The following is a 21,549-nucleotide window of genomic DNA, read 5'->3' as shown; positions in this document are numbered from 1 at the left end:
CGGGTAGAGCGCTTGATCCTACGCGGTTATGCGAGCCAATCCAGCGTCAGGATCAACCGGCGCTCGTCGGCCTTGAGCGCGGGTGAGCGATGGATCAAGCCATGGTTCTCGTTGCCGTGCCATTTTGTGCCCTTGAGCAAAGCCACTTCACCGCAGTGGACCTGCTCGATACGCTCGGTAGGTTCCGCGTCGGGCTGGCTGAGTTTACGCCGGTCCATCACGCCTTCGCGCAGCCACTGGCTGCCGATGCCGGCGTAGGTGGTGATCAGTCGAACCGGCACATGGTCGACGTGAAAACGCGGGCACATGGCCTTGTCCAACAGCCGCAAACGCACGCCAATCCTCTTGGCACCGAGCAGGCAAGCAAACGCGCTGACCAGCCAGGACACATCGGCGATAAAGCCTTCGTAACCTTCAAGATCACGGCAACTGGAGGCTAAACCCTGCAAATTGGGCACAGCCTCGTCATTGTCGAGATCAATCACCAAGGAGTCCGCCAACGGCTCATTGAGCGCCACCAGCAAGGCACCAAATTCGGCGATATGCAGGGGCAACTGGCGCTGCCACAGCGCCAGGTTGACGTCATTTTCGAGGATGTCCGACAGCGCCAGCGGCGTTTCACCCCGGGTCTGCCGGATCACCGGGCGTAAGGGAATTACCGGGGCCAGCATCAGGCTACCTGCTCATACCAAGGGCCAAAGGGGTCGGCCAACTGGCGCCAGCCTTCGACGCCCTGGGCCATTTCTTCATCGTTAAGCAAGCACGCGTCCAGCTCGGCGCGCATCTGCGCGAAGTCGATGTTTTGCCCGATAAACACCAGTTCCTGGCGGCAGTCGCCGGTACTCAATTGCCAGTTGCCCATGATCGCCGCTACGCTTTCTTCGTCTTGCGGCCACTGGCTTTTCGGCACAAAACGCCACCAGCGCCCGGCAAAACCATGGCGCATCAAGCCACCGGCCTGGGACCAACTGCCGGCATCCTGATGCTTGCTCGCCAGCCAGAAAAAGCCCTTGGAGCGCAGCAGTTTGCCGTTCACCCACGGGCGATCGATAAAGTCGAAGAAACGCTGCGGATGAAACGGGCGACGCGCGCGGTAAGCGGTGGAGGCGATGCCATATTCTTCGGTTTCCGGCACATGTTCACCGCGTAGCTCCTGCAACCAGCCCGGCGCTTGCGCTGCGCGTTCGAAGTCGAACCGGCCGGTGTTGAGGATCTTGTTCAGCGGCACTTCGCCCATCACCATCGGGATGATTTCCGCCTGGGCATTGAGGCGCTCAAGGATTGCCATCAACTCCTCGCGTTCGCGGCTACTGATCAGGTCGATCTTGCTGATCAGGATCACGTCGGCGAATTCGATCTGCTCGATGAGCAAATCGGTGATGGAGCGCTCGTCGTCTTCGCCCAGGGTTTCACCCCGGGAAGCGAGGCTTTCGGCAGCTTGGTAATCGAGCAGGAAATTCATGCCGTCGACCACGGTGACCATGGTGTCCAGGCGTGCGATATCGGCCAGGCTTTGCTCGTTTTCATCACGGAACGTGAAGGTTTCGGCCACGGGCAGCGGCTCGGAAATGCCGGTGGACTCGATCAACAGGTAATCGAAGCGCCCTTCTTTGGCGAGCTTTGTGACTTCTTCCAGCAAGTCTTCACGCAAGGTGCAGCAGATGCAGCCGTTGCTCATCTCCACCAGTTTTTCTTCGGAGCGATTCAGCGTGACGTCGCGCTGAACCTCACTGCCGTCGATATTGATTTCACTCATGTCGTTGACGATCACCGCCACCCGCAGGTTTTCGCGGTTGCGCAGAACGTAGTTGAGCAGCGTGCTTTTACCAGCGCCGAGAAAGCCGGACAGCACGGTAACGGGAAGGCGATTAGTCATCAGGTAATCCTCATCAGGGTTGGCCGGTCAAATCGCCCGTTTATGGCGTTCGCGCAGCTCTTCACGTTCTTTGGCTTCGATAGACAGGGTGGCAGTGGGGCGCAGCAGCAGGCGTTGCAGGCCGATGGGCTCGCCGGTTTCGCGACACCAGCCGTATTCGCCGCGGGCCAGCAGTTCGAGGGCATCGTCGATCTTGTCCAAGAGCTTTTTTTCACGCTCCAGCAGGCGCAGCTGCCACTGGCGCTGCTCTTCGGCGCTGCCGATATCGGCCAGGTCGCTGTTGGTTTCCTGCTCGCGCAGCACCAGGAATTCAGCCTCGATACGCGCCTGCAGTTCGTAGCGCTGCGTCAGCAGCAGCGCTCGGAAGAAGCCTTGCTGAGCGTCATTCATGTAATCGGCGGGCAGTTGGGCCAGGAGCTCTTGTTCAGTCATGGGAAGCGGTTCACGGGTCAGGCTGTTTTTTAATGTTATAGTATAACAACACAAATAAGCCAATCCCCGCTTGCTCACCACGACGAAGGGCGCAATGCTGGAACACTTTCTTGCCCGAGAGGCACTATGAAATACCTGGTGTATGCCCTGTTATTGGGCGTGGCAGGATCTGCCTGCGCGCAAACGCCGAGCCTGCTGGCGAGCTGCACGCGCAGCGCTAATTTGCTGGCCTGCGTAGACCCGCTGGGCAATGCCTACAGCGTGGCGACGGTTGGCAGCACCACGTATTTGCGCGGTTTTGAAGTGATCGGCAAACGCTATTGGGCACAAACCAGTAGCCGCTATGGGCAGCTGACATTCTTTACCGGGTTGGCGTCCGATGGTGAGGCGTGGGTCGGCTACACGCGCCGCGTGGGCTGGACCACCATCAACCGGTTTTCCAGTTCGGGTGGCGCCAGCGCCAAGTTCACGTGCAGCCGTATAGCCGGCTGTTAGACCTGGCCGCTCTTCTGTTCCTGAACCCAGGCCATGTAGCTGTTCATCGGCGGGTTCTTCTCGAAGTATTTTTTCAGGCCGTCGAACAGGCCATCCGCCACGGCTTGTTGATGACGCGCCGTCACCAGCCGCTGGGCGTCCCGAGTGTTGGAGATAAACCCGGTTTCCACCAGGATCGACGGCACGTCAGGTGATTTGAGCACCGCAAACCCGGCTTGCTCCACGCGCTTCTGGTGCAACGTGGTGATGCTTTGCAGGCTGCCCAACACCGAGCTGCCCAGTTGCAGGCTGGAGGCGATGGTGGCGTTCATCGACATATCGAGAATTACCCCGGCGAGCATCGGATCCTTGTCCTTGAGGTTGAGCAATGTCGTGGCGCCCAACAGGTCGGCGCCGTTTTCGCGCTGCGCCATGAAGCGCGCGGTGGCGGAGGTGGCACCGCCTTCGGACAACGCATACACCGAAGCCCCGGAGGCGGTGAGGCGCGGCGCGGCGTCGGCATGCACCGAGATAAACATATCGGCCTTGTGCTGACGAGCGATGTCCACGCGCTTGCGCAGCGGCACGAAGAAGTCGTCGTTGCGCACCAGCTTCACGTCAAAGCCCTTCTCGCGCTTCAAGCGTTTGGCCAGCAGTTGGGCAATGGACAGCACCACATCCTTTTCGCGCTGGCCCTTGGAGCCGATGGCGCCAGGGTCTTTGCCGCCGTGGCCAGGGTCGACCACCACGATGATGTCGCGCTTGGGGTGCGCTTTATCTACTGGAGCCACCAGCGGCGCCGGCTGCGCAGCAATCTGGCGCGGCGCGTGGGTAGCGCTGGTCAGATCGAGCACCAACCGATGGCCTTGACCATCCTGTGGCGGCAATAAAAAGCTGTTGAGCTGCATCGGCGAGGCCAGGTCCAGCACGATGCGCGTATCGCTCTTGCCGAAATGCCCCGAACGAATCGAAGTAATCCCACTGTCCTTCAGCGCCAACTGCGAAAAATCACCACTGAGCCCGGCGCCGCTCAGGTCGATGATCACGCGCTCCGGCGACGTCAGTGAGAAGGTCTTGTATTGCACCGGGCCGCTGAGGTCGAACACCAGCCGCAGTTTGTCGTCGGAGCGCCACAAGCGCGCATTACGAATCTGTGTGGCGAACGCCCCCAATGGAAAGGTGAACAGAGGGCTGACCAGCAGCAGATTGAGAAGCTGACGTCTGTGCATGAAAAACACCGCAAATAAAGGAGCGTCCCTGCTCGACATGACTGAAGAAAGACTGGAGCAGAAAAATCATCGTCGACTTAATCGTTATAATATAACATGTCTTTTTATTGCCAACGATGGACCTGCTCATGAATGCGCTGACTCTGCCGGATATCGCCGCGCAGGCTTCACGGCAAGCCTTGCCACTCGACTGGGTGGGCATGTGCGGCATCGCCCTGCCAATCCTCATCGACGGCCAACGCCTGACTGCCACCGCCGATGCAGGCGTAAGCCTGGACGATGGCGAGGCCCGTGGCATTCATATGTCGCGCCTGTACCTGGCCTTGGAAATGCTCGACCAGCAGCTTCTTACACCTGCACTTCTGCGTAATGTACTGCAGCGCTTTCTCGAGAGTCATGAAGGATTATCTAAGAACGCCTACTTGCGCATTCACACGGATTTGTTACTCAAACGCCCGGCGCTGGTCAGCCCGCTGGCCGGTTGGAAAGGCTACCCGGTGTGCATCGAAGCGTGTCTGGAAAACCAGATGTTCCACGTGGAACTAAAAATTGACGTTACTTATTCCTCAACCTGCCCTTGCTCAGCTGCGCTCGCCAGGCAGTTGATTCAGCAGCAATTTCTTCAGGACTTCGCCAACAAACCGGTGCAGCACGAAGACGTATTGACCTGGCTCGGCAGCACCAACGGCATCGTGGCCACGCCCCACAGCCAGCGCAGCAGCGCCCAACTGTCGATCCAACTGGACGCCAGCCAGAACACGCTGCCGCTCACAGACCTGATCGACACCGTCGAATCCGCCCTCGGCACCGCCGTGCAAACCGCTGTAAAACGGGCGGACGAACAAGCCTTCGCCTTGGCCAATGGGCAGAACCTGATGTTCTGCGAAGACGCCGCCCGCCGCCTGAACCTCGCCTTGAAACGCTCGGATGCTGTCAAAGCCTTCCACCTGAAAGTGATCCACGCCGAAAGCCTGCACGCGCACGATGCCGTGGCTGAAAGCCGCTGGACGAGAGACTCTGCATGATCACCTGCAACGCTTTGCGCTGGGGCGCCCCCGGGCAACCACTCACCCCTGCGCTGGATCTGCGCCTGGAAAAAGGCAGCCTCACCGGCATCATTGGCGCCAACGGCACGGGCAAGAGCAGCCTGCTCAAAGTCATCGCTGGGCTGCAAAAGCCGTTGGCGGGCAACGTCAGCGTGGATGTTCCACGCCGTGGCGGCTTGTCGTTCCTGCCGCAGCAGCAACACCTGGACCGGCAGTTTCCAATCAGCCTGCAAGAGTTGGTCGCCGCCGGTTTCTGGGGCACTAAACTCACCCCGGAACAACGCAGCCAGCGTCTGCAAGCCGTGCTGGAAGATTGGTGCCTCACCGGCCTGGAACATCGACCGTTGATGGCGTTGTCTGGCGGCGAACTGCAACGCGCGCTGCTGGCGCGCATGAGCCTGGCTCAAGCACCGGTGTTGCTACTCGATGAACCTCACGCCGCCCTCGACGAAGAAGGCCAGGCGCTGTGCTGGAACCATGTGCACGCCTGGCACGATGAAGGCCGCACGGTGGTGATCGTGTGTCACGACCTCGCCTCCGTGCGCCACCACACTCAGCAAGTAGTGCAAATCAAAAGCTCTGGCTGCGTGTTCGGCCCCAGTAAAGAACTGATCCGCCCGCAACCTCACATGCAGGTGGCCTGATGCACTTCGCCGCCCACCTGTGGATGCCCTTTCAAGATTTCGTTTTCATGCGCCGCGCCCTTATCGGCGGGCTGGTGCTTGCCTGCAGCACCGCGCCGCTGGGCGTGTTTTTGATTCTGCGGCGCATGAGCCTGATCGGTGACGCCGTCGCCCACGGCATCCTGCCCGGTGCCGCACTGGGCTTCTGGTTCGCCGGCATCAGCCTGCCGGCGCTGACCATCGGTGGCCTCGGCGCTGGGCTGAGCATGGCCGGCTTGTCGGCGTGGATCACCCGCCGCACCGGCCTGCGTGAAGATGCCAGCCTCGCGGCCATCTACCCCATTTCGCTCGCCGCGGGTGTGCTGATCCTGGGCATCGCCGGCAAGCGCCTGGACCTCTTGCACCTGCTATTTGGCTCCGCCCTGGCGGTGGATGAAAACACCCTCACCGGCATGCTCTGGGTCTCGGGTTTCAGCCTGATTGCCATGGGGCTGATCTACAAACCGCTGCTGCTGGACACCCTTGACCCGCTGTTCCTGCAAACCGTCAGCCGCCTCGGCCCACTCGCCCACGGGTTATTCCTGACCCTGGTGGTGCTGAATCTGGTGATCGGCTTCCAGGCCATCGGCGCGTTGATGGTGGTGGGGTTGATGATGTTGCCGGCGATTGCTTCACGCTTCTGGAGCCGGCGCCTGCCGGTGTTGATTGCGGTATCGGCAGTGCTGGGATGCCTGTCGGTGTGGTTTGGTTTGCTGCTGTCGTTCTACTACTCACTGCCCAGCGGCCCGGCCATCGTGATGGTGGCTGGCGGCGGGTATTTGCTGTCCGTGGTTTTCGGCCCGGTGCACGGCTTGCTGCGCCGCCCGCCCTCTCTTACATCCCAATGAGGTGTTTCCCGATGCGCGCTTTACTCGTGCTGTTCAGTCTTCTGCTGCCCTTGTCAATGGCCCAGGCCGCCGACAAACTCCAAGTAGTCACCAGCTTCAGCATTCTCGATGACATCACCCACCAGATCGGTGGCGATCACATCCAGATCAGCAACATGGTCGGCCCCGACTCCGACGCCCACACCTATGAGCCGACGCCGGACGATGCCAAAGCCTTGCTCAAGGCCAAGGTCATCATCAAGAACGGCCTGGGCTTCGAACCCTGGCTGGACCGCCTGGTCACCAGTACCGAAACCAAAGCTACTGTGGTCACCGCCAGCAAAGGCGTGATTTCCCACACCATGGAAGAAGACGGCGAAACCATTCCGGACCCGCACGCCTGGCACAACCTGGCCAACGCCGAAATCTATGTGAACAACATCACCAAGGCACTGGTGGCAGCCGACCCGGCCAACAAGGCCGACTACCTGCATAACAGCCAGACCTACCTGAAAGAAATCTACCGCTTGCTGGCCGAAGCCAAGACCAAGTTCGGCGCGCTGCCCGCCGGCAACCGTCGCATCGTCACCTCCCATGACGCCTTTGGTTACCTGGGCCAGGCCTATGGCATTCAGTTCCTGGCACCACAAGGTCTGTCGACCGAACGCGAACCTTCGGCCGCCGAAGTCGCTGCGCTGATCACCCAGATCCGCAAGGACAAGGTCAAAGCCGTGTTCATGGAAAACATCAAGGACTCGCGCCTGCTCAAGCAGATCGCTGACGAAAGCGGCGCGCAAATCGGCGGCACGCTGTACTCCGACGCCCTCGCCGCCGAAGGCCCGGCCAGCACCTTCACCGGGCTGTTCGAGTACAACCTCAACACCCTGTGCGCCGCCCTGAGCAAGCCATGACCCTGAGCATGCTCGACCTGGAAGAGGCTGCCCTTGGCAGCCGCTTTCCACTCGAACCCGTGCTCGACGCCCTGCCGTGGAACAGCGATGGCCTGATCGCAGCCATCGCCCAGCAACACGGCAGCGGCGATGTGCTGATGCTGGCCTGGATGAATCGCCAGGCGCTCACCGAAACCCTGGCCAGCGGGCACGTCTGCTACTGGTCACGCTCGCGCCAGCGACTGTGGCGCAAAGGCGAAAGCTCCGGCCACTGGCAACAGTTGATTGAGGCGCGCCTGGATTGTGATGGCGACGCCGTGCTGCTGATCGTCGACCAGCAAGGCCCGGCCTGCCACACCGGGCGGCCGACCTGTTTCTACAACGCCATTGTGGGCGACCACGTTCACATTATTACGGAGCCTGTTGCATGATCCGCAAAAACCCCTCCGGCGACCTACCGGTGATTGCCGAGTCGGCCTACGTCGACAAGACCGCGATCATCTGCGGCAAGGTCATCATCGGCGAGAACGTGTTCGTCGGCCCCTACGCCGTGATCCGCGCCGACGAAGTCGACGCCACCGGCGACATGGACCCGATCACCATCGGCGCCAATTCCAATATCCAGGACGGCGTGGTGATCCACTCCAAATCCGGTGCGGCGGTGACGATTGGCGAGTTTACGTCTATTGCGCATCGCTCCATCGTCCACGGCCCGTGCACCGTGGGCGACCGCGTTTTCATCGGCTTCAACAGCGTGCTGTTCAACTGCGCCGTCGGCGATGGCTGTGTGGTACGCCACAACTCGGTGGTCGATGGGCGCGACTTGCCCGCCGCCTTCTACGTGCCCTCCACCACCCGCATCGGCCCCAATACCGACTTGTCGCAATTCCCGCCGGTGAGCGTCAGCGCCTCGGAGTTTTCCGAAGACGTCGCGCGTACCAACGTCGACCTGGTACGTGGTTACAAAGCCCTGCAAAACGAGTTCTGAACCATGAGCCGCCTGCTGATCCGCAACGCCCGCCTCGTCAATGAAGGCCAGGAATTCGACGCCGATGTGCTGGTCGCCAATGGCCGCATCGAGAAGATTGCCGGCAGCCTTGAAGGCTACAACGAGCCAGTGGAAATCGACGCCCAAGGCCAATGGCTGCTGCCGGGCATGATCGACGACCAGGTACACTTTCGCGAACCTGGCGCGCCGGACAAAGGCAGTTTCTACAGCGAATCCCGCGCGGCAGTGGCCGGTGGCATCACCAGCTTCATGGATATGCCCAACACCAACCCGGCCACGCTGAATCTGGAAGCACTGGCCGATAAAAAGCGTCGCGCTGCGCTGCATTCGGTCGCCAACTACGGCTTTCACTTTGGCGTGAGCAACGACAACCTCGACGTCGTCGCCGCCCTCGACCCGCGTGAAGTGGCCGGGGTCAAAGTGTTCATGGGCGCCTCCACCGGCAATATGCTGGTGGACGACCCACGGATTCTGGAGCGGCTGTTTGCGCAAGTGCCGACCATCCTGCTCGCCCACTGCGAACACACGCCGAGCATCCTGGCCAATGAGCAACGCCTGCGCGAGCGTTTCGGCGAGCAGATTCCAGCCGTCGCCCACCCGCTGATCCGCGATGCCGAAGCCTGTTATCGCTCGTCGTCTTTTGCCGTGGAATTGGCCAAGCGCCATGGCACGCGCCTGCATGTGCTGCACCTGACCAGTGCCCGCGAACTGGCATTGTTCGAAGACAAACCCTTGGCCGAAAAGCGCATCACTGCCGAAGTCTGCCTGCACCACCTGCTGTTCGATGACCGCGACTACCATCGCCTCGGCCACCAGATTAAATGCAACCCGGCGATCAAGAGCCGCGCCGACCGCGACGCGTTGCGCCTGGCCTTGTTGAGTGATCGTCTGGATGTGATCGGCACCGACCATGCACCGCATACCTGGGCGCAAAAACAGTTGGGCTATCGTGAAGCGCCGTCCGGGTTGCCGCTGGTGCAGCACGCGTTGCCGGCGTTATTGGAATTGGTCATCGACGGGCATTTGCCTCTGGCCACGCTGGTGGCAAAAACCAGTCACCGGGTGGCCGATTTATTCGCCATCCCGGACCGTGGTTACTTGCGTGAAGGCTATTGGGCCGACCTGGTGCTGATCAAACCCGAGCCCGAAGGCAAACCGGTGAGCAGCCAGCCGATCCTCGCCCGCTGTGGCTGGACACCCTTCGCCGAACGCAGCTTTCGCCACAGCGTGAGCACCACGCTGGTGTCTGGCCACCTGGCGTGGCACAACGGCCAGGTGGTCGACAGCTGCCAGGGCTTGCCCTTGCATTTTCTGCGCTGACCGACGCCAGCGGGCTTGCCCTAATACCATTCAGTCAAGAAGGCTGAAGGGTAAAAAGTAACCTGTGGCGAGGGAGCTTGCTCCCGTTGGACTGCGCAGCAGTCCCATGCTTTTAAAGCAAAGAGCAGGGGCCTCTTCGCGGCCCAGCGGGAGCGAGCTCCCTCGCCACAGAGAAGGTGGCAACCTTCAATAGTTGTGCACCTGTGCTGCGATCAAGCCAACTCCCACAGCTTAAGCGCGGGGTTTTACCGTACCGCAATCGTTGCCCAGCCACTGGGCGTGGGTGTCCAGACTGCCCTTCTGCTGGACGCCGGTGGCATTGAAAGTACCGTTTACCTTGGTAGTGAATTCCTGTTGGCTTTGGAAGGTTGCAACGCCAGTGCCCTGGGCTTTCGGGCAACTGAAACGGAATTTCCATTGGTTGCCGGTCTTGTCGGTCACTTCCTGTTTGCAGCCCGATTGCGGGTCGGTCAGCGGGATAGAATCAGAGGCGACCTGGGCAGGCGTCAGGCATACCTGCACGCCTTTACCGGCCATGGTGATGCCCTGTTTTTCCAGCATCGCACGCTGCTCCGGGGTCATCTGTTGCTTGAGCTGACCGAGGATCAGCGACAGGTCCGGCAAATCCTGGTTATCGACTTTCATATTGCTGGTGGTCAATTCCCACAAGCCCGGCGCCAGCATCTGCGCCTGAGCCGCCACGGGCAGCGTCAATCCAACAACCATGGCCAAACCAAGCAGACGAGCATTCATCGGGTAACTCCTGGGTAATTGTGGGCGTTAGACGCCGCAAAGCCGCCAGTGTTGCACGGCAAATAAAATAGCGACATTCGCCGTGGAACATGGTCTGTTAGGCACTCGATTGCCTGGAGTGATGTCGTTCATGGATTTTTTTGGCCCGCACCTGCTCGCCTACTTCATTGCCACGCTGCACTTTCTCGGGACGCTGGCCGCGATCCACGCGGTACTGACGGTCAGGACCGCCCAAGGCTCGATCGCCTGGGCCTTGTCGCTGATGTTCATGCCTTACCTGACGCTGATCCCATACCTGATCTTCGGCCGCAGCACCTTCGACGCGTACATCCAGGCACGTCGGCAGGCCAACCAGGAAATGCACACCGCCATCACCGAGCTGAACTGGCGCCCCTGGGTCGATGAAGCCCTGGCCGCGCGCAACTCCAGCGCCTACGGTTCCTTGCGCGCCATGCCCAAACTGGGACGCATGCCGTGCCTGGCCAATAATGAAGTGCGTTTGCTGATCAATGGTGAGGCCACTTTCAGCGCGATTTTCGACGCCATTCGCAATGCCAAAACTGCGGTGCTGTTCCAGTTTTTCATCATTCATGACGACGAGCTTGGCAGACAGCTGCATGCACTGCTGAAGGAAAAAGCTGCCGAAGGTGTAGACATTCACGTGCTCTACGACCGCATCGGCAGCCACGCCCTGCCCCACCGTTATGTGCAATCGCTGCGCGACGCTGGGGTCAAAGTCAAAGCGTTCGCCACCCGCAGCGGCTGGCTCAACCGTTTCCAGGTCAACTTTCGCAACCATCGCAAAATCGTGGTGGTGGACGGCATTACCGGCTTTGTCGGCGGGCACAACGTCGGCGATGAATACCTGGGCAAAAAGCCGCCGCTGGCACCGTGGCGCGACACCCATGTGCAGGTCACCGGCCCAGTGGTGGCGTGCCTGCAGGAGTCGTTTGCCGAAGACTGGTTCTGGGCGGCGCGCGAATTGCCACCGCTGATTTTGCCGGACACTTACCCCGAAGACGGCGTGCTCTGCCAATTACTCGCCAGCGGCCCGGCTGATCCGTATGAAACGTGTTCGCTGTTTTTTGTCGAAGCCATTCATGCGGCCACCGAGCGCGTGTGGATCACCAGCCCGTATTTCATCCCCGATGAAGCAGTGTTCTCGGCCTTGCGCCTGGCCGTGCTGCGCGGAGTCGACGTGCGCCTGTTACTGCCATCGCGCCCCGACCATCGCATCGTCTACGCCGCGTCCAGCCTTTATGCGATCGAAGCGGTACGCGCTGGCGTGCGGGTGTTCCGCTACAAGCCAGGCTTTCTGCATCAAAAAGTCGTGTTGGTGGACCGCGAAATCAGCGCCATCGGCAGTGCGAACATGGACAACCGTTCGTTCCGGCTGAATTTTGAAGTGATGTTGCTGACGGTGGACGAGGCGTTTGCCAGCGAGGTGGAACACATGTTGCTGGACGACTTCGCCTTGGCCCATGAAGTCAGCCAGGAAGAAAGCCGCGAGACTCGGCGCCTGCAACAGCTGGGCATGCGCGTGGCGCGGCTTATTTCACCCATCCTCTAAGCAACAACACCATACAACTGTGGGAGCTGGCTTGCCTGCGATGGCGGTGTGTCAGGCAACTATCCAGTCCTGATACACCGCCATCGCAGGCAAGCCAGCTCCCACAGTTTTAGATCTTCAGTGCGTCTGAATCAGCGGTAAATATCTTCCCGCGTCCACGGCAGTTCATGGCTGCCATCGGCGTGAGGCTTCACCGCCAATATCTGATGCAAATTGATCCAGCCCCGCGCAAACGCATACGCGCAACCGGCCAGGTACAGCCGCCAGATCCGCAATGCCTGCTCCGGCACCATCTTCGCCGCCGCTTCGAGGTTGTCTTCCAGGCGCTCGCTCCAGTGGTCCAGGGTGCGCGCGTAGTGCAGGCGCAGGCTTTCGACGTCGACCACCTCCAGCCCGACTTCGCTGATTTCGGCAGTCATCATCGCCAGGTGCGGCAGCTCGCCGTTGGGGAATACGTAACGCTCGATAAACTCCCCGGCGCCACGCCCCACAGGTCGACCGTCGGTGTGCTTGGCGGTGATGCCGTGGTTCATCACCAGGCCGCCTTCGCGTACCGCGCCAAACAGCGTCTTGCAATACTCCGCCAGGTTGGCGTGGCCGACGTGCTCGAACATGCCCACGCTCACTACTTTGTCGAAGCGGCCGTCTTGCGGCAGGTCGCGATAGTCGAGCAGTTGCAGGTCCACCTGATCTTCCAGCCCTTCAGCCTTAACCCGTTCCCGAGCCAGCGCCAGTTGCTCCTTGCTCAAGGTAATGCCAAACACTTTTACTCCGAACTCGCGCGCCGCAAACCGCGCCAGGCCGCCCCAGCCACAGCCTACATCGAGCAAATACTCACCCGGCTGCAGCCGCAACTTGCGGCACAGATGGCGAAATTTATCTTGTTGGGCCTGGTCGATGGATTCGCTGCCGGTTTCGAAATACCCGCAGGAATACGCCATGTCCTGGTCCAGCCATAGCTGGTAGAACTCGTTGGACAGGTCGTAATGGTAGGAAATAGCCGCTGCGTCTGTAGCCTTGTCGTGGATCGAGCGCACCGGATGACTCCCCTCGTCGTCGTCGATCAGGGCGTGACTCAACTCGTCACATACCCGGATAACCTCGGAGATGGAGCCTTCCAGTTCCAACTTGCCCTCGACGAAGGCTTCGCCCAAAGCATCGAGCGTTGGATGAGTCAGCTTGGACACGACCGTGGGGTCCTTCACCACGATGGTCACACTGGGCTCGGGGCCCAAGTTGAATTCATGGCCGTCCCAGAGTCGAAGACGCAGCGGTAGCTGAAGATTCTGTAAGGCCGGTGGAAGTTGCGCGAGCATGAGTAGTCCCCCCTTGTTTCAGACGTCTGGAATGAGGGTAGACCATCAGAAGACAAAGTAGGAGGCTATCGATTTAATAGCCTTCTTCTATGGGGCTCGGCGCTCGAGCAAACCGTCCTGAATCCACTGTTTCAGCCATGTCACCGCCTGCAGTGGCGCACCCTCTGCATAAGTGACTACCAGCGCTTCGCACAGTTCTGAAAAATTCCAGCCGGTGGTCACCATTCCCGCCAAGGCACTGGCTTCCGCTGGCTCCAGGCTGCGGTAATGGCATACGTTCTGGTGGCGCCATACCAGGCAAATCTGCGCCAGCTCCAACGCGTGGCTGTCGGGAAAGTCCGACTCATCCTTGCTCGCCCGCCAGATTGCCACGGTATTGAAGTGACACAGCATCTGCTGCACCGAAGGTGCCAGGTTCACCTGCAACCCAGGCCAGTCTTCAGGCGCCAATTGCGCCATATCAGCAAGGGCCAGCGGCTCACCCTGCGGGGCATCAAACGCCAGGGTAAACGCCCATTCCAACCGCGCCAGCTCAGCCAGCGGCGCGCTCTGCTCAGCCACCAGGTGCTCAACGATAAACGCCGGGAACCGCTCCCCCAGCCAACGCAGGCTGTAATGGGCGGAGGGATATCGGCGCAAATAGGCTTCTGTCAGTAATGCGAACTCATCATCGCCGAGCCAATACCAAATGGCACCGAAGTCATGGCGCAGTACTTCCTGCAAGCGCGACAGGTAGGCGTTGTGATAAATCGCCAGGCCCGTGTCCACATCCAGGGTCGGCCCACCCAGCAAGGTCGCGGCGAAGCCACTGTTGGCGGCTGAGTCTTCAGATAACAAGTGCTGCTCAAAAGCCAACTGCCAATCGGTCAAGCGCATAACGACCTCCGGGCCAAGGCGGTCGCGCCCAGTTCACGGGCCTTGCTCAACTCGGTGAGCAGTTCTTCGAACGGTGGGAAATGGTCATCGCGTTCCAGCAAGGTCGACACCGGCCCCAGATGCTCAAGCGTCTGCTGATAAAGCGCCCAAACCGGGTCGCACACTGGATGGTCATGGGTATCGACCACATAGTCGCCGTAGTCCATATGCCCGGCCAAATGCAGCTGGCGGATACTCTCGGGCGGCAAACTACGGATAAAGGTCCAGGCATCAAACCCGTGGTTGCGCGAGCTGACATACACGTTGTTCACGTCCAGCAGCAGCTGGCACCCGGTCAGATGGGCCAGGGCATTGAGGAATTCCCACTCGGTAAATTCATCGGCCTTGGAGCGCACATAGCTGGAGACGTTTTCCAGTACCAATGGGCGCTGCAACACATCCTGCACTTGGCGCACGCGGGCAGCCACGTGGTAAAGGCTTTCTTCGGTGTAAGGCAGCGGCAGCAAATCGTGCAACTGATGGGCACTGCCGCGGCTCCAGCACAGGTGATCGGAGATCCACGCGGGCTGAATGCGCTCGGCAAGTTGTTTGATTTGTTTCAGGTAATCGCTATCGAGGGCATGCGGCCCACCGATGGACAGGGACACACCGTGCATCACCAGGGGATAACGCTCGGCTATCGCGTCCAGGTAGTACAAGGCTTTACCACCCTGGACCAGATAATTCTCGGAGATCACTTCGAACCAATCCACGGCCGGCGACTGTTCAAGGATCTGCTGGTAGTACTCACTGCGTAAACCCAGGCCGTAACCCAGACTTGTAAGGGAAGCGGACATCACACACTCCTGGGCAAAGTGCCCGCAGCGGCGGGGGGCGTCCGCTGCGGTTGCACCCGTTGCCGGTTATTCGCCGACTTTGCCACCAGCCTTGGTGCAAGCGTCTGCACTGGCCATAGCCTTGAAGCCCTGACCTTTGCACGAACCTTGACCTTTGCAAGCGTGGTCCTTGGTTTTGCAATCGTTCTGGCCTTTGCAAGCGTTGATGCCGTAGCAGTGCACAGCGGTGTCAGCGGCTTGAGCCTGAGTGACAACACCAGCAAACATGGTAGCGGCGGCCATTGCGAGGGCGGCACCAGCAGCAGCGGATTTAAAGTTCATTTTTGTATTCCTCATGATCGGTAGTGGAATCGGTCTGAACGGATTGTTCAGTCTCGACATACCACTAGAGTGAGGTCCATCACTGGCGTTACAGCTGTGTGCAAATATTTCTGAAAATTATTCATCCAGCTTCAAAAGCGGCTCCTGGAAGCGTAGCAAACGCCCGGCATTACCCAATACCAGCAGGGTGCTGAGGTTATGCAACACCGCCGCGATCATTGCGCCTGCTGCGCCCAGCCAGCCAAAAGCAGCAAACACCACGATGGCCAGCGTCCAGCCCAGGCCGATGATCACGTTGACCTGCAACGTATGTCGGCACTGGCGGCTCAAGCGCACACAGGTGCCAAGGCGACGCAGATCGCTGCCGATCAACACCACGTCCGCCGATGCCAGGGCGATGTCCGCCCCGCCGGCGCCCATGGCGACACCGACCACACCCGCCTTGAGCGCCAGGGAATCGTTAATGCCATCACCGACGACCATCGGCCGGAAACCGCTGCCAATTTCCCCCAGCACGCGGTTGAGCTTGTCCTCCGGCAAAGCCTGCGCTTCGACGTCGCTGATACCTACGTCGAGCGCCAGGCTGTCGGCCACGCTCTGGCGGTCGCCGGTCAGCAGCAGTTGGCGGCCCAGGCCGAGGTCGCGCAGCTCTTGCAGCGCTTGGCGTGCTTCCGGCTTGACGCTGTCCGCCAGCAACAGCCAGGCCAGGAACTGCCCGTTCAAGGCCAGCCCGGCAATCGGGCCGTCATGGTTCGGGACTGTCGTCGTGACAATACCCAACTGCTCGAACAACTCCGGTCGCCCCAGCGCCGCCTCGCCCTGCCCGGTTTGCGCCACGACGCCAAGCCCCTGGCGTTCGTGAATATCCGTCAGCACCAGCATTTGCTCTTGCGTGGCCAAACCGGCTAGCGCACGGCTGACCGGGTGACTGCTGGCCGAACCCAGGCTGGCGGCGAGATTCAACAACACCTGCCGATCCGGCGCTGTGGTTTCAATGGACTGCAAACGCAGCGTGCCGAAGGTGAGCGTGCCGGTCTTGTCGACCACCAACGAGGTCAGGTCCGCCAACTCCTCCAGAAACGCCGAGCTGCGAATCAAAATCCCATGGCGCGCCGCCACCGCAATCCCGGCAATCGCTGTGGCCGGCGCCGACAACACCAGGGCACACGGGCACGCCGCCACCAACACCGCCAACATTGCCTGAGCGTCATTGGTGACAAACCAGGTCACCGCCGCCAGCAGCAATACCAGCACCATATAGCTGCCGGCGTAACGCTCCAGCAGCCGCGTGATCGGTGGCTTGGAGCGTTCAGCGTTTTGCATCAGGGCGATGACCTTGCCCAAGGTCGATTCATCGCCGGTGCGGGTCACCTGCAAGCGCAGCAACCCATCCAGGTTGATCGCACCGCCAAACACCTGCACACCGACGCTCGCTTCCAGCGGCACCGACTCACCGGTGATAGGCGCCGTGTCCAGGCTCGCCTGGCCCGACAGCACCACGCCGTCGGCGGGCACGCGATCACCGGCGCGCACTTCGACAATGTCGCCGGTGTTCAGCGTGCCGTTATCCACTTCAATAATGCTGCCATCGGCCTGCACCAACCGCGCATGGCTGCGGGTCAGTTTGCCCAGGGCGTGAATCGCTTCCTGAGAGCCGATCACGCTGCGCTCTTCCAGCACATGGCCGAAGATCATGATGATCGGCAACAACGCGGCGGTCAGCAGATCACCGGTGGCCCAGGCACCGAGCATCGCCAGGGCGATCAATTGGTCGGTGATGCCATGCAGGCTGGGGTAACGCAGGCTGTACCAGGCCGAGCGCATCACCGGCACGGCCACCAGCAAGGACGCCACGCCGAGGAGTAATTGGCTGACACCGGTCTGGTCCGGCGCGAGCCAGCGCCAGACCAGGCCGAGCACAAGTAAACCCAGAGCCAGCATGGCCAGGGTCAATTGCCGGGCAGCGCTGCGCTGCTCGGCGGAGGTCAACATGGGTGCGCTCATTGCTCGGCTCCCTGAATGATCAAGCGGGAGTCGTCTTTAGGGTCGACGGTGGTCACAGAACCTGCCTGGCCCAGAATCTTCGGCAAGCGCTCGCGATAAAGACGCAGCAACAAGCCAGGGTCTTTGACTTGAGCCAGGCTGGCGACGGTCGCGGTTTGCGCCTGGGCGTTGGCCAAGCGTTCACTGGCCTGGGCGTGGGCAACCTGCACCAGCCGATCGGCTTCCTGGTTGGCGGTCTGGGTGAGCTTTTCCGCTTCGGTGCGCGCATTGGCCACGGCTTTGTCGGCCTGCTGGCTGGCCGTCAGCACGGCGTTAAAAGCATTGACGGCCGGGCCTGGCAGACTTGATTGCACGTCGACGCGAGTGACTTCGATGCCCAAGCCCAACCCCGTCGAAGCCAGCTGCGCCAGGCGTTTATTGATGCCTTGCACCAGATCACCGCGCAGCCGCTCACGGCGCTCGGCGGCACCGTTGTCGGTGCCGATCAGTTCAGGGCGCGCCACCAGAATCGTGTCCAGGTCGCGCGCGGCGGTCAGGGCCACCGCGCTGCGCGTCACCAGCCGATCCAGGGCCGGCAGCACGTGCTCGCCCTGCAACACAAACGCGTAAGGCTCGGTGACCTTATAAAACACCCGCACATCCAACTGCACCACGCCGGCATCGCCCGTCAGCAAATAACCGGAACCGGCCAGCGCGTCACTCAAGGGCGTGGCAAAACTGGCCACGCGGTCGGCCTGGATCGCCGCCTCGGAGCGCAACAAGTTCTCCACTCGCCGCTCGATCACACGGTCCGCCGCCGGCAACAGCACCACTTGCTCGAAGGGCTGCGGCCACGCAAGCAAAAGCCCGGCGTTCTGGATGCGGTCAAGCGCGCCGAAGTGCAACACCACGGCGCGGTTCTGCGGGTCGATCTGGCGCACATTCGAAAACGCCCAGGCCAACGCCGCCAATACCGTCACCGCGTACAACGCCAGGAAGGTCAGACGCCCGGCCTGGATCCACGGGCTGTCCGGGCCGTCACGCTCGGTCATGGCTGAACGTCCTTAGGCCCGTCTACCAGTGCACGGAACGGCGCAGCATCGGTGCGCAGGATGATCTTGGTGCCCGGCGTGACCACCGTGCCCAAGGTATCGAGCGAACGCAGCAGGTTGTACAGCTGCGGGTTGCCTGCATAGGCACGCCCGTAAATCTGCGCTGCCTCAACCCGCGACTGGGCTTCGATATCAGCGGCCTTCACCGTGGCATCGGCCTGCACGATGCGCGCATCACGCTCGGCAGCGGAGCGAATCTGCGCCGCTTCACGCTTGCCCACGGCGGTGCGTTCAGTGGCGATGGTTTCGCGCTCGGCACGCATGCGGTCGACGGTGGCGGTCAGGGTGACGGAAGGCAACGTCAGGCGCTCGACACCCACTTGCGCCACGCGCACGCCATAGGTAGTGAGCAATTGTTGATCAATCTGTTGGCGCAGCTGTGCTTCAAAATCAGCAATGCGCACCTGGCTGGCGTCGGTGTTGATCAGGCTGGACAGGTCGAAGCTGGCAGCGGTGGTTTCCAGCGCCGAGCCGACGAAGGTGCGAATCTGCCGCGCCGCTTCATCAGGCTGGTTCTGCACCGCACGCATAAAGCGCTGCACATTGTCGGCATCGCCTTGCACCTGCCACGCCACGTAGGCCTGCACGATGATGCGCAGGCCATCGCGGGTGCCCACATCCTGCAAACCGCTGGAGGTGGTGCGCAGGCGCAAGTCCACCGGGATCGCCGCTTCGAACGGCGCCGGCCAGCGCCAGCCCAGGCCCGGCTCCAGCAGTACCCGCGCCGGGTTGCCGAAGCGGGTAATCACCGTGGCTTCACCGGAGCGCACCTGCACCAGGCTCGCCGCAGCAACGGCAAACAACACCAGCAATACCGCCCAGGCCATGCGCCGCCATGGGAATGGGCCAGCAGCCTGTTCGTCGCCATGATGGTGATGGTGGTGGCCATGATGATGGTGATGACCGTGATCGTGAGAATGAGCGCTCAACAGACAGACTCCTTATTGAACGGCTTTACGCGGCGCCATCGGGTCGGCCGGCAAAGTAAAAGAACGCAGATCGATCGTCGGCGCGCCATCGGCGCCCAGGCGGTGATCCAGAATAAGCAGCTTGGCGTGGGCCAGGCCTTGGCTGAGTTGGCCCAGGTACTGTTCCAGCACAAAGGCACGACCCGCAGTGGCGTAGGCTTTTTGTTCGGCGGTAAAACGCAGGTCGGCCGCCTGGGCGCCCGCGTTTACTTCACGGGCAGTGGCCACCGCCTGATCGCGAGCAGTGCTGGCTTGCAACAACGCCTGGTTGGTTTGCTCGCTGGCAGCCCCGCGTTCGCGGGAGATCAGCGCCTGGGCGCCAATTTGTGCCGCCTGCACACCGTGATAAGCGTTGGCAGCACCGGCTGGTGGGTGAATCGCTTCTACGACCGTGGCCAAAATCTCCACGCCGCTGTCGAGCTTTTGCAGGTCTGCCTGCACGGCGCGACCCACTTCATCGGCGAGGCTGGTGCGTTGCTCACCGAGCAATTCGTCGAGGGTACGCGAAGCAAAGTCATGCACAAGGATGCGGCTGGCGGTGCTGCGAATCAGCGTCGGTATATCCGCGCTGTTATAGGTGGCGGCCAGCGCGGCCTTGTCCGTCAGGCCGATGCGGTAGACGAAACGCACATCCATATTGACGATCTGGAAGCTCTGCTTGTCGCCGCTGCTGCTGGCGATCACTTGGGACTTGTCATTCACATGGCTGGCGTCCCACAAACGATTGGCGATGAGCGGCGCCGGGCCTTCCGCCGAGGCCAACTCCGGTGCGGCGGCCTCGCTGACGCTGGTCGCCAGTTCATGCACCACGCCGTTTTCCACGCTCAGCACGCGCCCCAATGGCCAAGGCAACCCGGCATGCAAGCCAGGCCCGAAAACCTGCACGGGTTTGCCGAAGCGCTCATAAATCCCACGGCCTTGCAGGGGCACTTCGTGCACGCCGGTCAGCGCCCAGCCTACCGCCAGCACCACCAGCAGCACCGGCAAAAACGCCCGACGCATGTAGGTAAACGCCCAGATCTGACGCAGATCGATGCCAAAGCGGTTGTGCAATTCGTGCTGCAACGCCAGCAAAGGTTGTGGTGGCCAACGCAGCAGGCCCGCGATAAAGCTTTGCGCCATCAAGCGCGGTTCGAGGCGCGGCTGGCGCGGGCTGAACAGTGACAGCACGCCCCTTAGCAGAAACTCCAGCGCCACCAGCGCGGGCAACAGCCCCGTCAACACAGCCAGACGCAGCGGCCACACGGATTCGGCACCGGCAAACAGCAGGCAGATCGCACTGACCACCAGGCTGATAATCGCCACGCGGCTCAACTGCGCCAGCTGTGACGCTTCCGGCCATTGCGCGGCGGTTTCCTGGGCCAAGCGGCGCTCGAACACCAGCAAGCCAAAGGCCAACGCCAGGGCCACCGCCGCGCCGATGCTCGCCGATTGCCCCACCGCCGCGGCGGGCAAGGCCAGGTTCCAGAATTCGATGATGCTGATCAGCGCCAGCAACGACCAGCCGCACAGCCACACCACTGGCGCGCCAATCTGTGCCAGCACACCGCTGCCAAACCGATTGATCGCCCGTGCAAGCGCGCCAACCTCTTCGTCGGGAGCTTCGATCAGTTCAGCCGTGGGCGTTTCCAGCGCCTGGGCGCGCCAATCCGCCACCCACCACGCCGACTGCAACCCGGCCACCAGCACCAGCAAGGCCGACGCGCAATTGATCAGCACCACCGGCCAGATCGACAGCGGCGCAAACAGTGCCACGAACAGCGCCAGCACCCAACCGGCCAAGGCCAGGGCGGTCAGGCTGATGCCCGCCTGGCGCAATCTGCGGGCATGGAACAACCCTTGTTGAAAACGCGGAAGGCCTTCAACCGAAGCGCCGTCAGCTTCCAGATCCACTTGCATCCACTTAACGTCCGCTACACACAATTGGTTACGATATAACACGCAGCGTGAAATTTTTGTCCGAAAACAGCGCAAATCCCCTATGGGAGCGGGCTTGCCCGAGATAGCGGTCTGCCAGTTTTTGATGGTTGGCCTGATACACCGCCATCG

General features: G+C 61.3%; 22 protein-coding genes. 9 read left to right on the top strand and 13 right to left on the bottom strand.

Going from position 1 to position 21,549, the window contains the following annotated elements; translation table 11 throughout:
• Positions 1–26: 26 nt before the first annotated feature.
• From AB4P96_RS02135 to dksA, 3 genes are read right to left on the bottom strand one after another with little or no spacing between them, the layout of a single operon-like run.
• Positions 27–671, bottom strand: coding sequence for a DUF1826 domain-containing protein (locus AB4P96_RS02135; RefSeq protein WP_186617236.1), 645 nt, complete (start codon positions 669–671; stop codon positions 27–29).
• Positions 671–1,876: a zinc metallochaperone GTPase ZigA gene (zigA, locus tag AB4P96_RS02130; RefSeq protein ID WP_017135764.1), complete on the bottom strand. Its 1,206-nt coding sequence runs from the start codon at positions 1,874–1,876 to the stop codon at positions 671–673. Before zigA ends, AB4P96_RS02135 begins: the two co-directional genes overlap by 1 nt.
• Before the next feature lie 27 nt (positions 1,877–1,903).
• Positions 1,904–2,308 (bottom strand): RNA polymerase-binding protein DksA, encoded by a 405-nt coding sequence (dksA, locus tag AB4P96_RS02125; RefSeq protein WP_169987863.1) that lies wholly within the window; start codon positions 2,306–2,308, stop codon positions 1,904–1,906.
• A gap of 126 nt (positions 2,309–2,434) precedes the next feature.
• On the opposite strand from dksA, the gene AB4P96_RS02120 reads away from it, so the two are divergent.
• Positions 2,435–2,803, top strand: a complete 369-nt coding sequence (locus AB4P96_RS02120) for a glutamine synthetase (RefSeq protein ID WP_170036646.1) — start codon at positions 2,435–2,437, stop codon at positions 2,801–2,803.
• Here the strand turns inward: AB4P96_RS02120 and AB4P96_RS02115 are convergent.
• Entirely contained in the window at positions 2,800–4,011 is a 1,212-nt protein-coding gene (locus tag AB4P96_RS02115) for an N-acetylmuramoyl-L-alanine amidase (RefSeq protein ID WP_395600467.1), read from the bottom strand. The two genes, AB4P96_RS02120 and AB4P96_RS02115, sit on opposite strands and share 4 nt — an antisense overlap.
• A gap of 128 nt (positions 4,012–4,139) precedes the next feature.
• On the opposite strand from AB4P96_RS02115, the gene folE2 reads away from it, so the two are divergent.
• From folE2 to AB4P96_RS02080, 7 genes are read left to right on the top strand one after another with little or no spacing between them, the layout of a single operon-like run.
• Positions 4,140–5,036 (top strand): GTP cyclohydrolase FolE2, encoded by an 897-nt coding sequence (gene folE2, locus AB4P96_RS02110; RefSeq protein ID WP_395600466.1) that lies wholly within the window; start codon positions 4,140–4,142, stop codon positions 5,034–5,036.
• Positions 5,033–5,701, top strand: a complete 669-nt coding sequence (locus AB4P96_RS02105) for an ATP-binding cassette domain-containing protein (RefSeq protein ID WP_017135760.1) — start codon at positions 5,033–5,035, stop codon at positions 5,699–5,701. The genes folE2 and AB4P96_RS02105 overlap by 4 nt, the downstream gene beginning before the upstream one ends.
• Positions 5,701–6,567, top strand: coding sequence for a metal ABC transporter permease (locus AB4P96_RS02100; RefSeq protein WP_395600465.1), 867 nt, complete (start codon positions 5,701–5,703; stop codon positions 6,565–6,567). The genes AB4P96_RS02105 and AB4P96_RS02100 overlap by 1 nt, the downstream gene beginning before the upstream one ends.
• An 11-nt stretch (positions 6,568–6,578) precedes the next feature.
• Entirely contained in the window at positions 6,579–7,457 is an 879-nt protein-coding gene (locus tag AB4P96_RS02095; RefSeq protein ID WP_056860918.1) for a metal ABC transporter substrate-binding protein, read from the top strand.
• Positions 7,454–7,867 (top strand): phosphoribosyl-AMP cyclohydrolase, encoded by a 414-nt coding sequence (gene hisI, locus AB4P96_RS02090; protein ID WP_395600464.1) that lies wholly within the window; start codon positions 7,454–7,456, stop codon positions 7,865–7,867. The genes AB4P96_RS02095 and hisI overlap by 4 nt, the downstream gene beginning before the upstream one ends.
• Positions 7,864–8,424 (top strand): DapH/DapD/GlmU-related protein, encoded by a 561-nt coding sequence (locus tag AB4P96_RS02085; protein WP_017135756.1) that lies wholly within the window; start codon positions 7,864–7,866, stop codon positions 8,422–8,424. Before hisI ends, AB4P96_RS02085 begins: the two co-directional genes overlap by 4 nt.
• Positions 8,425–8,427: 3 nt before the next feature.
• A complete protein-coding gene (locus AB4P96_RS02080) occupies positions 8,428–9,765 on the top strand; it encodes a dihydroorotase (RefSeq protein ID WP_395600463.1) in 1,338 nt (445 codons plus the stop codon).
• Between the two features lie 231 nt (positions 9,766–9,996).
• On the opposite strand, the gene AB4P96_RS02075 is transcribed toward AB4P96_RS02080, so the two are convergent.
• On the bottom strand, positions 9,997–10,518 hold the full coding sequence (locus AB4P96_RS02075) for a DUF3617 domain-containing protein (RefSeq protein ID WP_017135754.1): 522 nt from the start codon (positions 10,516–10,518) through the stop codon (positions 9,997–9,999).
• Between the two features lie 130 nt (positions 10,519–10,648).
• On the opposite strand from AB4P96_RS02075, the gene cls reads away from it, so the two are divergent.
• Positions 10,649–12,088, top strand: a complete 1,440-nt coding sequence (cls, locus tag AB4P96_RS02070) for a cardiolipin synthase (protein WP_395600462.1) — start codon at positions 10,649–10,651, stop codon at positions 12,086–12,088.
• Between the two features lie 131 nt (positions 12,089–12,219).
• Here cls and cfaB read toward each other — a convergent pair whose 3' ends face one another.
• From cfaB to hflK (AB4P96_RS02030), 8 genes are all read right to left on the bottom strand, one after another.
• A complete protein-coding gene (cfaB, locus tag AB4P96_RS02065) occupies positions 12,220–13,404 on the bottom strand; it encodes a C17 cyclopropane fatty acid synthase CfaB (RefSeq protein ID WP_017135094.1) in 1,185 nt (394 codons plus the stop codon).
• A gap of 87 nt (positions 13,405–13,491) precedes the next feature.
• Positions 13,492–14,280 (bottom strand): DNA-binding domain-containing protein, encoded by a 789-nt coding sequence (locus AB4P96_RS02060; protein WP_099550217.1) that lies wholly within the window; start codon positions 14,278–14,280, stop codon positions 13,492–13,494.
• Positions 14,271–15,116, bottom strand: coding sequence for a DUF692 domain-containing protein (locus tag AB4P96_RS02055; RefSeq protein ID WP_017135096.1), 846 nt, complete (start codon positions 15,114–15,116; stop codon positions 14,271–14,273). The genes AB4P96_RS02060 and AB4P96_RS02055 overlap by 10 nt, the downstream gene beginning before the upstream one ends.
• Positions 15,117–15,182: 66 nt before the next feature.
• A complete protein-coding gene (locus tag AB4P96_RS02050; RefSeq protein ID WP_017135097.1) occupies positions 15,183–15,437 on the bottom strand; it encodes a membrane protein in 255 nt (84 codons plus the stop codon).
• Positions 15,438–15,554: 117 nt separating this feature from the next.
• Positions 15,555–17,441, bottom strand: coding sequence for a cation-translocating P-type ATPase (locus tag AB4P96_RS02045; protein ID WP_058421072.1), 1,887 nt, complete (start codon positions 17,439–17,441; stop codon positions 15,555–15,557).
• Positions 17,438–18,472 (bottom strand): protease modulator HflK, encoded by a 1,035-nt coding sequence (gene hflK / locus AB4P96_RS02040; protein ID WP_138450390.1) that lies wholly within the window; start codon positions 18,470–18,472, stop codon positions 17,438–17,440. The genes AB4P96_RS02045 and hflK (AB4P96_RS02040) overlap by 4 nt, the downstream gene beginning before the upstream one ends.
• Positions 18,469–19,464: a protease modulator HflC gene (gene hflC, locus AB4P96_RS02035; protein ID WP_170037021.1), complete on the bottom strand. Its 996-nt coding sequence runs from the start codon at positions 19,462–19,464 to the stop codon at positions 18,469–18,471. The genes hflK (AB4P96_RS02040) and hflC overlap by 4 nt, the downstream gene beginning before the upstream one ends.
• 9 nt (positions 19,465–19,473) lie before the next feature.
• Positions 19,474–21,399 (bottom strand): protease modulator HflK, encoded by a 1,926-nt coding sequence (hflK, locus tag AB4P96_RS02030; protein ID WP_138450388.1) that lies wholly within the window; start codon positions 21,397–21,399, stop codon positions 19,474–19,476.
• Positions 21,400–21,549 lie beyond the last annotated feature (150 nt).

The organism is Pseudomonas sp. B19125 (assembly GCF_044218855.1).
In the GTDB taxonomy this organism is placed as follows: domain Bacteria; phylum Pseudomonadota; class Gammaproteobacteria; order Pseudomonadales; family Pseudomonadaceae; genus Aquipseudomonas; species Aquipseudomonas edaphica.
The sequence above is the reverse complement of the archived record's forward strand: the minus strand, read 5'-3'. Positions and strand labels throughout refer to the sequence as shown.

Excerpts from the sequence above, each read along its gene's own strand:
- hflK (WP_138450390.1), bottom strand. The coding sequence starts at position 18,472 with ATGACCGAGCGTGACGGCCCGGACAGCCCGTGGATCCAGGCCGGGCGT.
- AB4P96_RS02105 (WP_017135760.1), top strand. The coding sequence starts at position 5,033 with ATGATCACCTGCAACGCTTTGCGCTGGGGCGCCCCCGGGCAACCACTC.
- AB4P96_RS02045 (WP_058421072.1), bottom strand. The coding sequence starts at position 17,441 with ATGAGCGCACCCATGTTGACCTCCGCCGAGCAGCGCAGCGCTGCCCGG.
- dksA (WP_169987863.1), bottom strand. The coding sequence starts at position 2,308 with ATGACTGAACAAGAGCTCCTGGCCCAACTGCCCGCCGATTACATGAAT.
- hflK (WP_138450388.1), bottom strand. The coding sequence starts at position 21,399 with ATGCAAGTGGATCTGGAAGCTGACGGCGCTTCGGTTGAAGGCCTTCCG.
- AB4P96_RS02050 (WP_017135097.1), bottom strand. The coding sequence starts at position 15,437 with ATGAACTTTAAATCCGCTGCTGCTGGTGCCGCCCTCGCAATGGCCGCC.
- AB4P96_RS02100 (WP_395600465.1), top strand. The coding sequence starts at position 5,701 with ATGCACTTCGCCGCCCACCTGTGGATGCCCTTTCAAGATTTCGTTTTC.
- AB4P96_RS02115 (WP_395600467.1), bottom strand. The coding sequence starts at position 4,011 with ATGCACAGACGTCAGCTTCTCAATCTGCTGCTGGTCAGCCCTCTGTTC.
- AB4P96_RS02055 (WP_017135096.1), bottom strand. The coding sequence starts at position 15,116 with ATGTCCGCTTCCCTTACAAGTCTGGGTTACGGCCTGGGTTTACGCAGT.
- zigA (WP_017135764.1), bottom strand. The coding sequence starts at position 1,876 with ATGACTAATCGCCTTCCCGTTACCGTGCTGTCCGGCTTTCTCGGCGCT.
- AB4P96_RS02135 (WP_186617236.1), bottom strand. The coding sequence starts at position 671 with ATGCTGGCCCCGGTAATTCCCTTACGCCCGGTGATCCGGCAGACCCGG.
- AB4P96_RS02085 (WP_017135756.1), top strand. The coding sequence starts at position 7,864 with ATGATCCGCAAAAACCCCTCCGGCGACCTACCGGTGATTGCCGAGTCG.
- AB4P96_RS02080 (WP_395600463.1), top strand. The coding sequence starts at position 8,428 with ATGAGCCGCCTGCTGATCCGCAACGCCCGCCTCGTCAATGAAGGCCAG.
- AB4P96_RS02095 (WP_056860918.1), top strand. The coding sequence starts at position 6,579 with ATGCGCGCTTTACTCGTGCTGTTCAGTCTTCTGCTGCCCTTGTCAATG.
- folE2 (WP_395600466.1), top strand. The coding sequence starts at position 4,140 with ATGAATGCGCTGACTCTGCCGGATATCGCCGCGCAGGCTTCACGGCAA.
- hisI (WP_395600464.1), top strand. The coding sequence starts at position 7,454 with ATGACCCTGAGCATGCTCGACCTGGAAGAGGCTGCCCTTGGCAGCCGC.
- AB4P96_RS02120 (WP_170036646.1), top strand. The coding sequence starts at position 2,435 with ATGAAATACCTGGTGTATGCCCTGTTATTGGGCGTGGCAGGATCTGCC.
- cls (WP_395600462.1), top strand. The coding sequence starts at position 10,649 with ATGGATTTTTTTGGCCCGCACCTGCTCGCCTACTTCATTGCCACGCTG.
- AB4P96_RS02075 (WP_017135754.1), bottom strand. The coding sequence starts at position 10,518 with ATGAATGCTCGTCTGCTTGGTTTGGCCATGGTTGTTGGATTGACGCTG.
- cfaB (WP_017135094.1), bottom strand. The coding sequence starts at position 13,404 with ATGCTCGCGCAACTTCCACCGGCCTTACAGAATCTTCAGCTACCGCTG.
- AB4P96_RS02060 (WP_099550217.1), bottom strand. The coding sequence starts at position 14,280 with ATGCGCTTGACCGATTGGCAGTTGGCTTTTGAGCAGCACTTGTTATCT.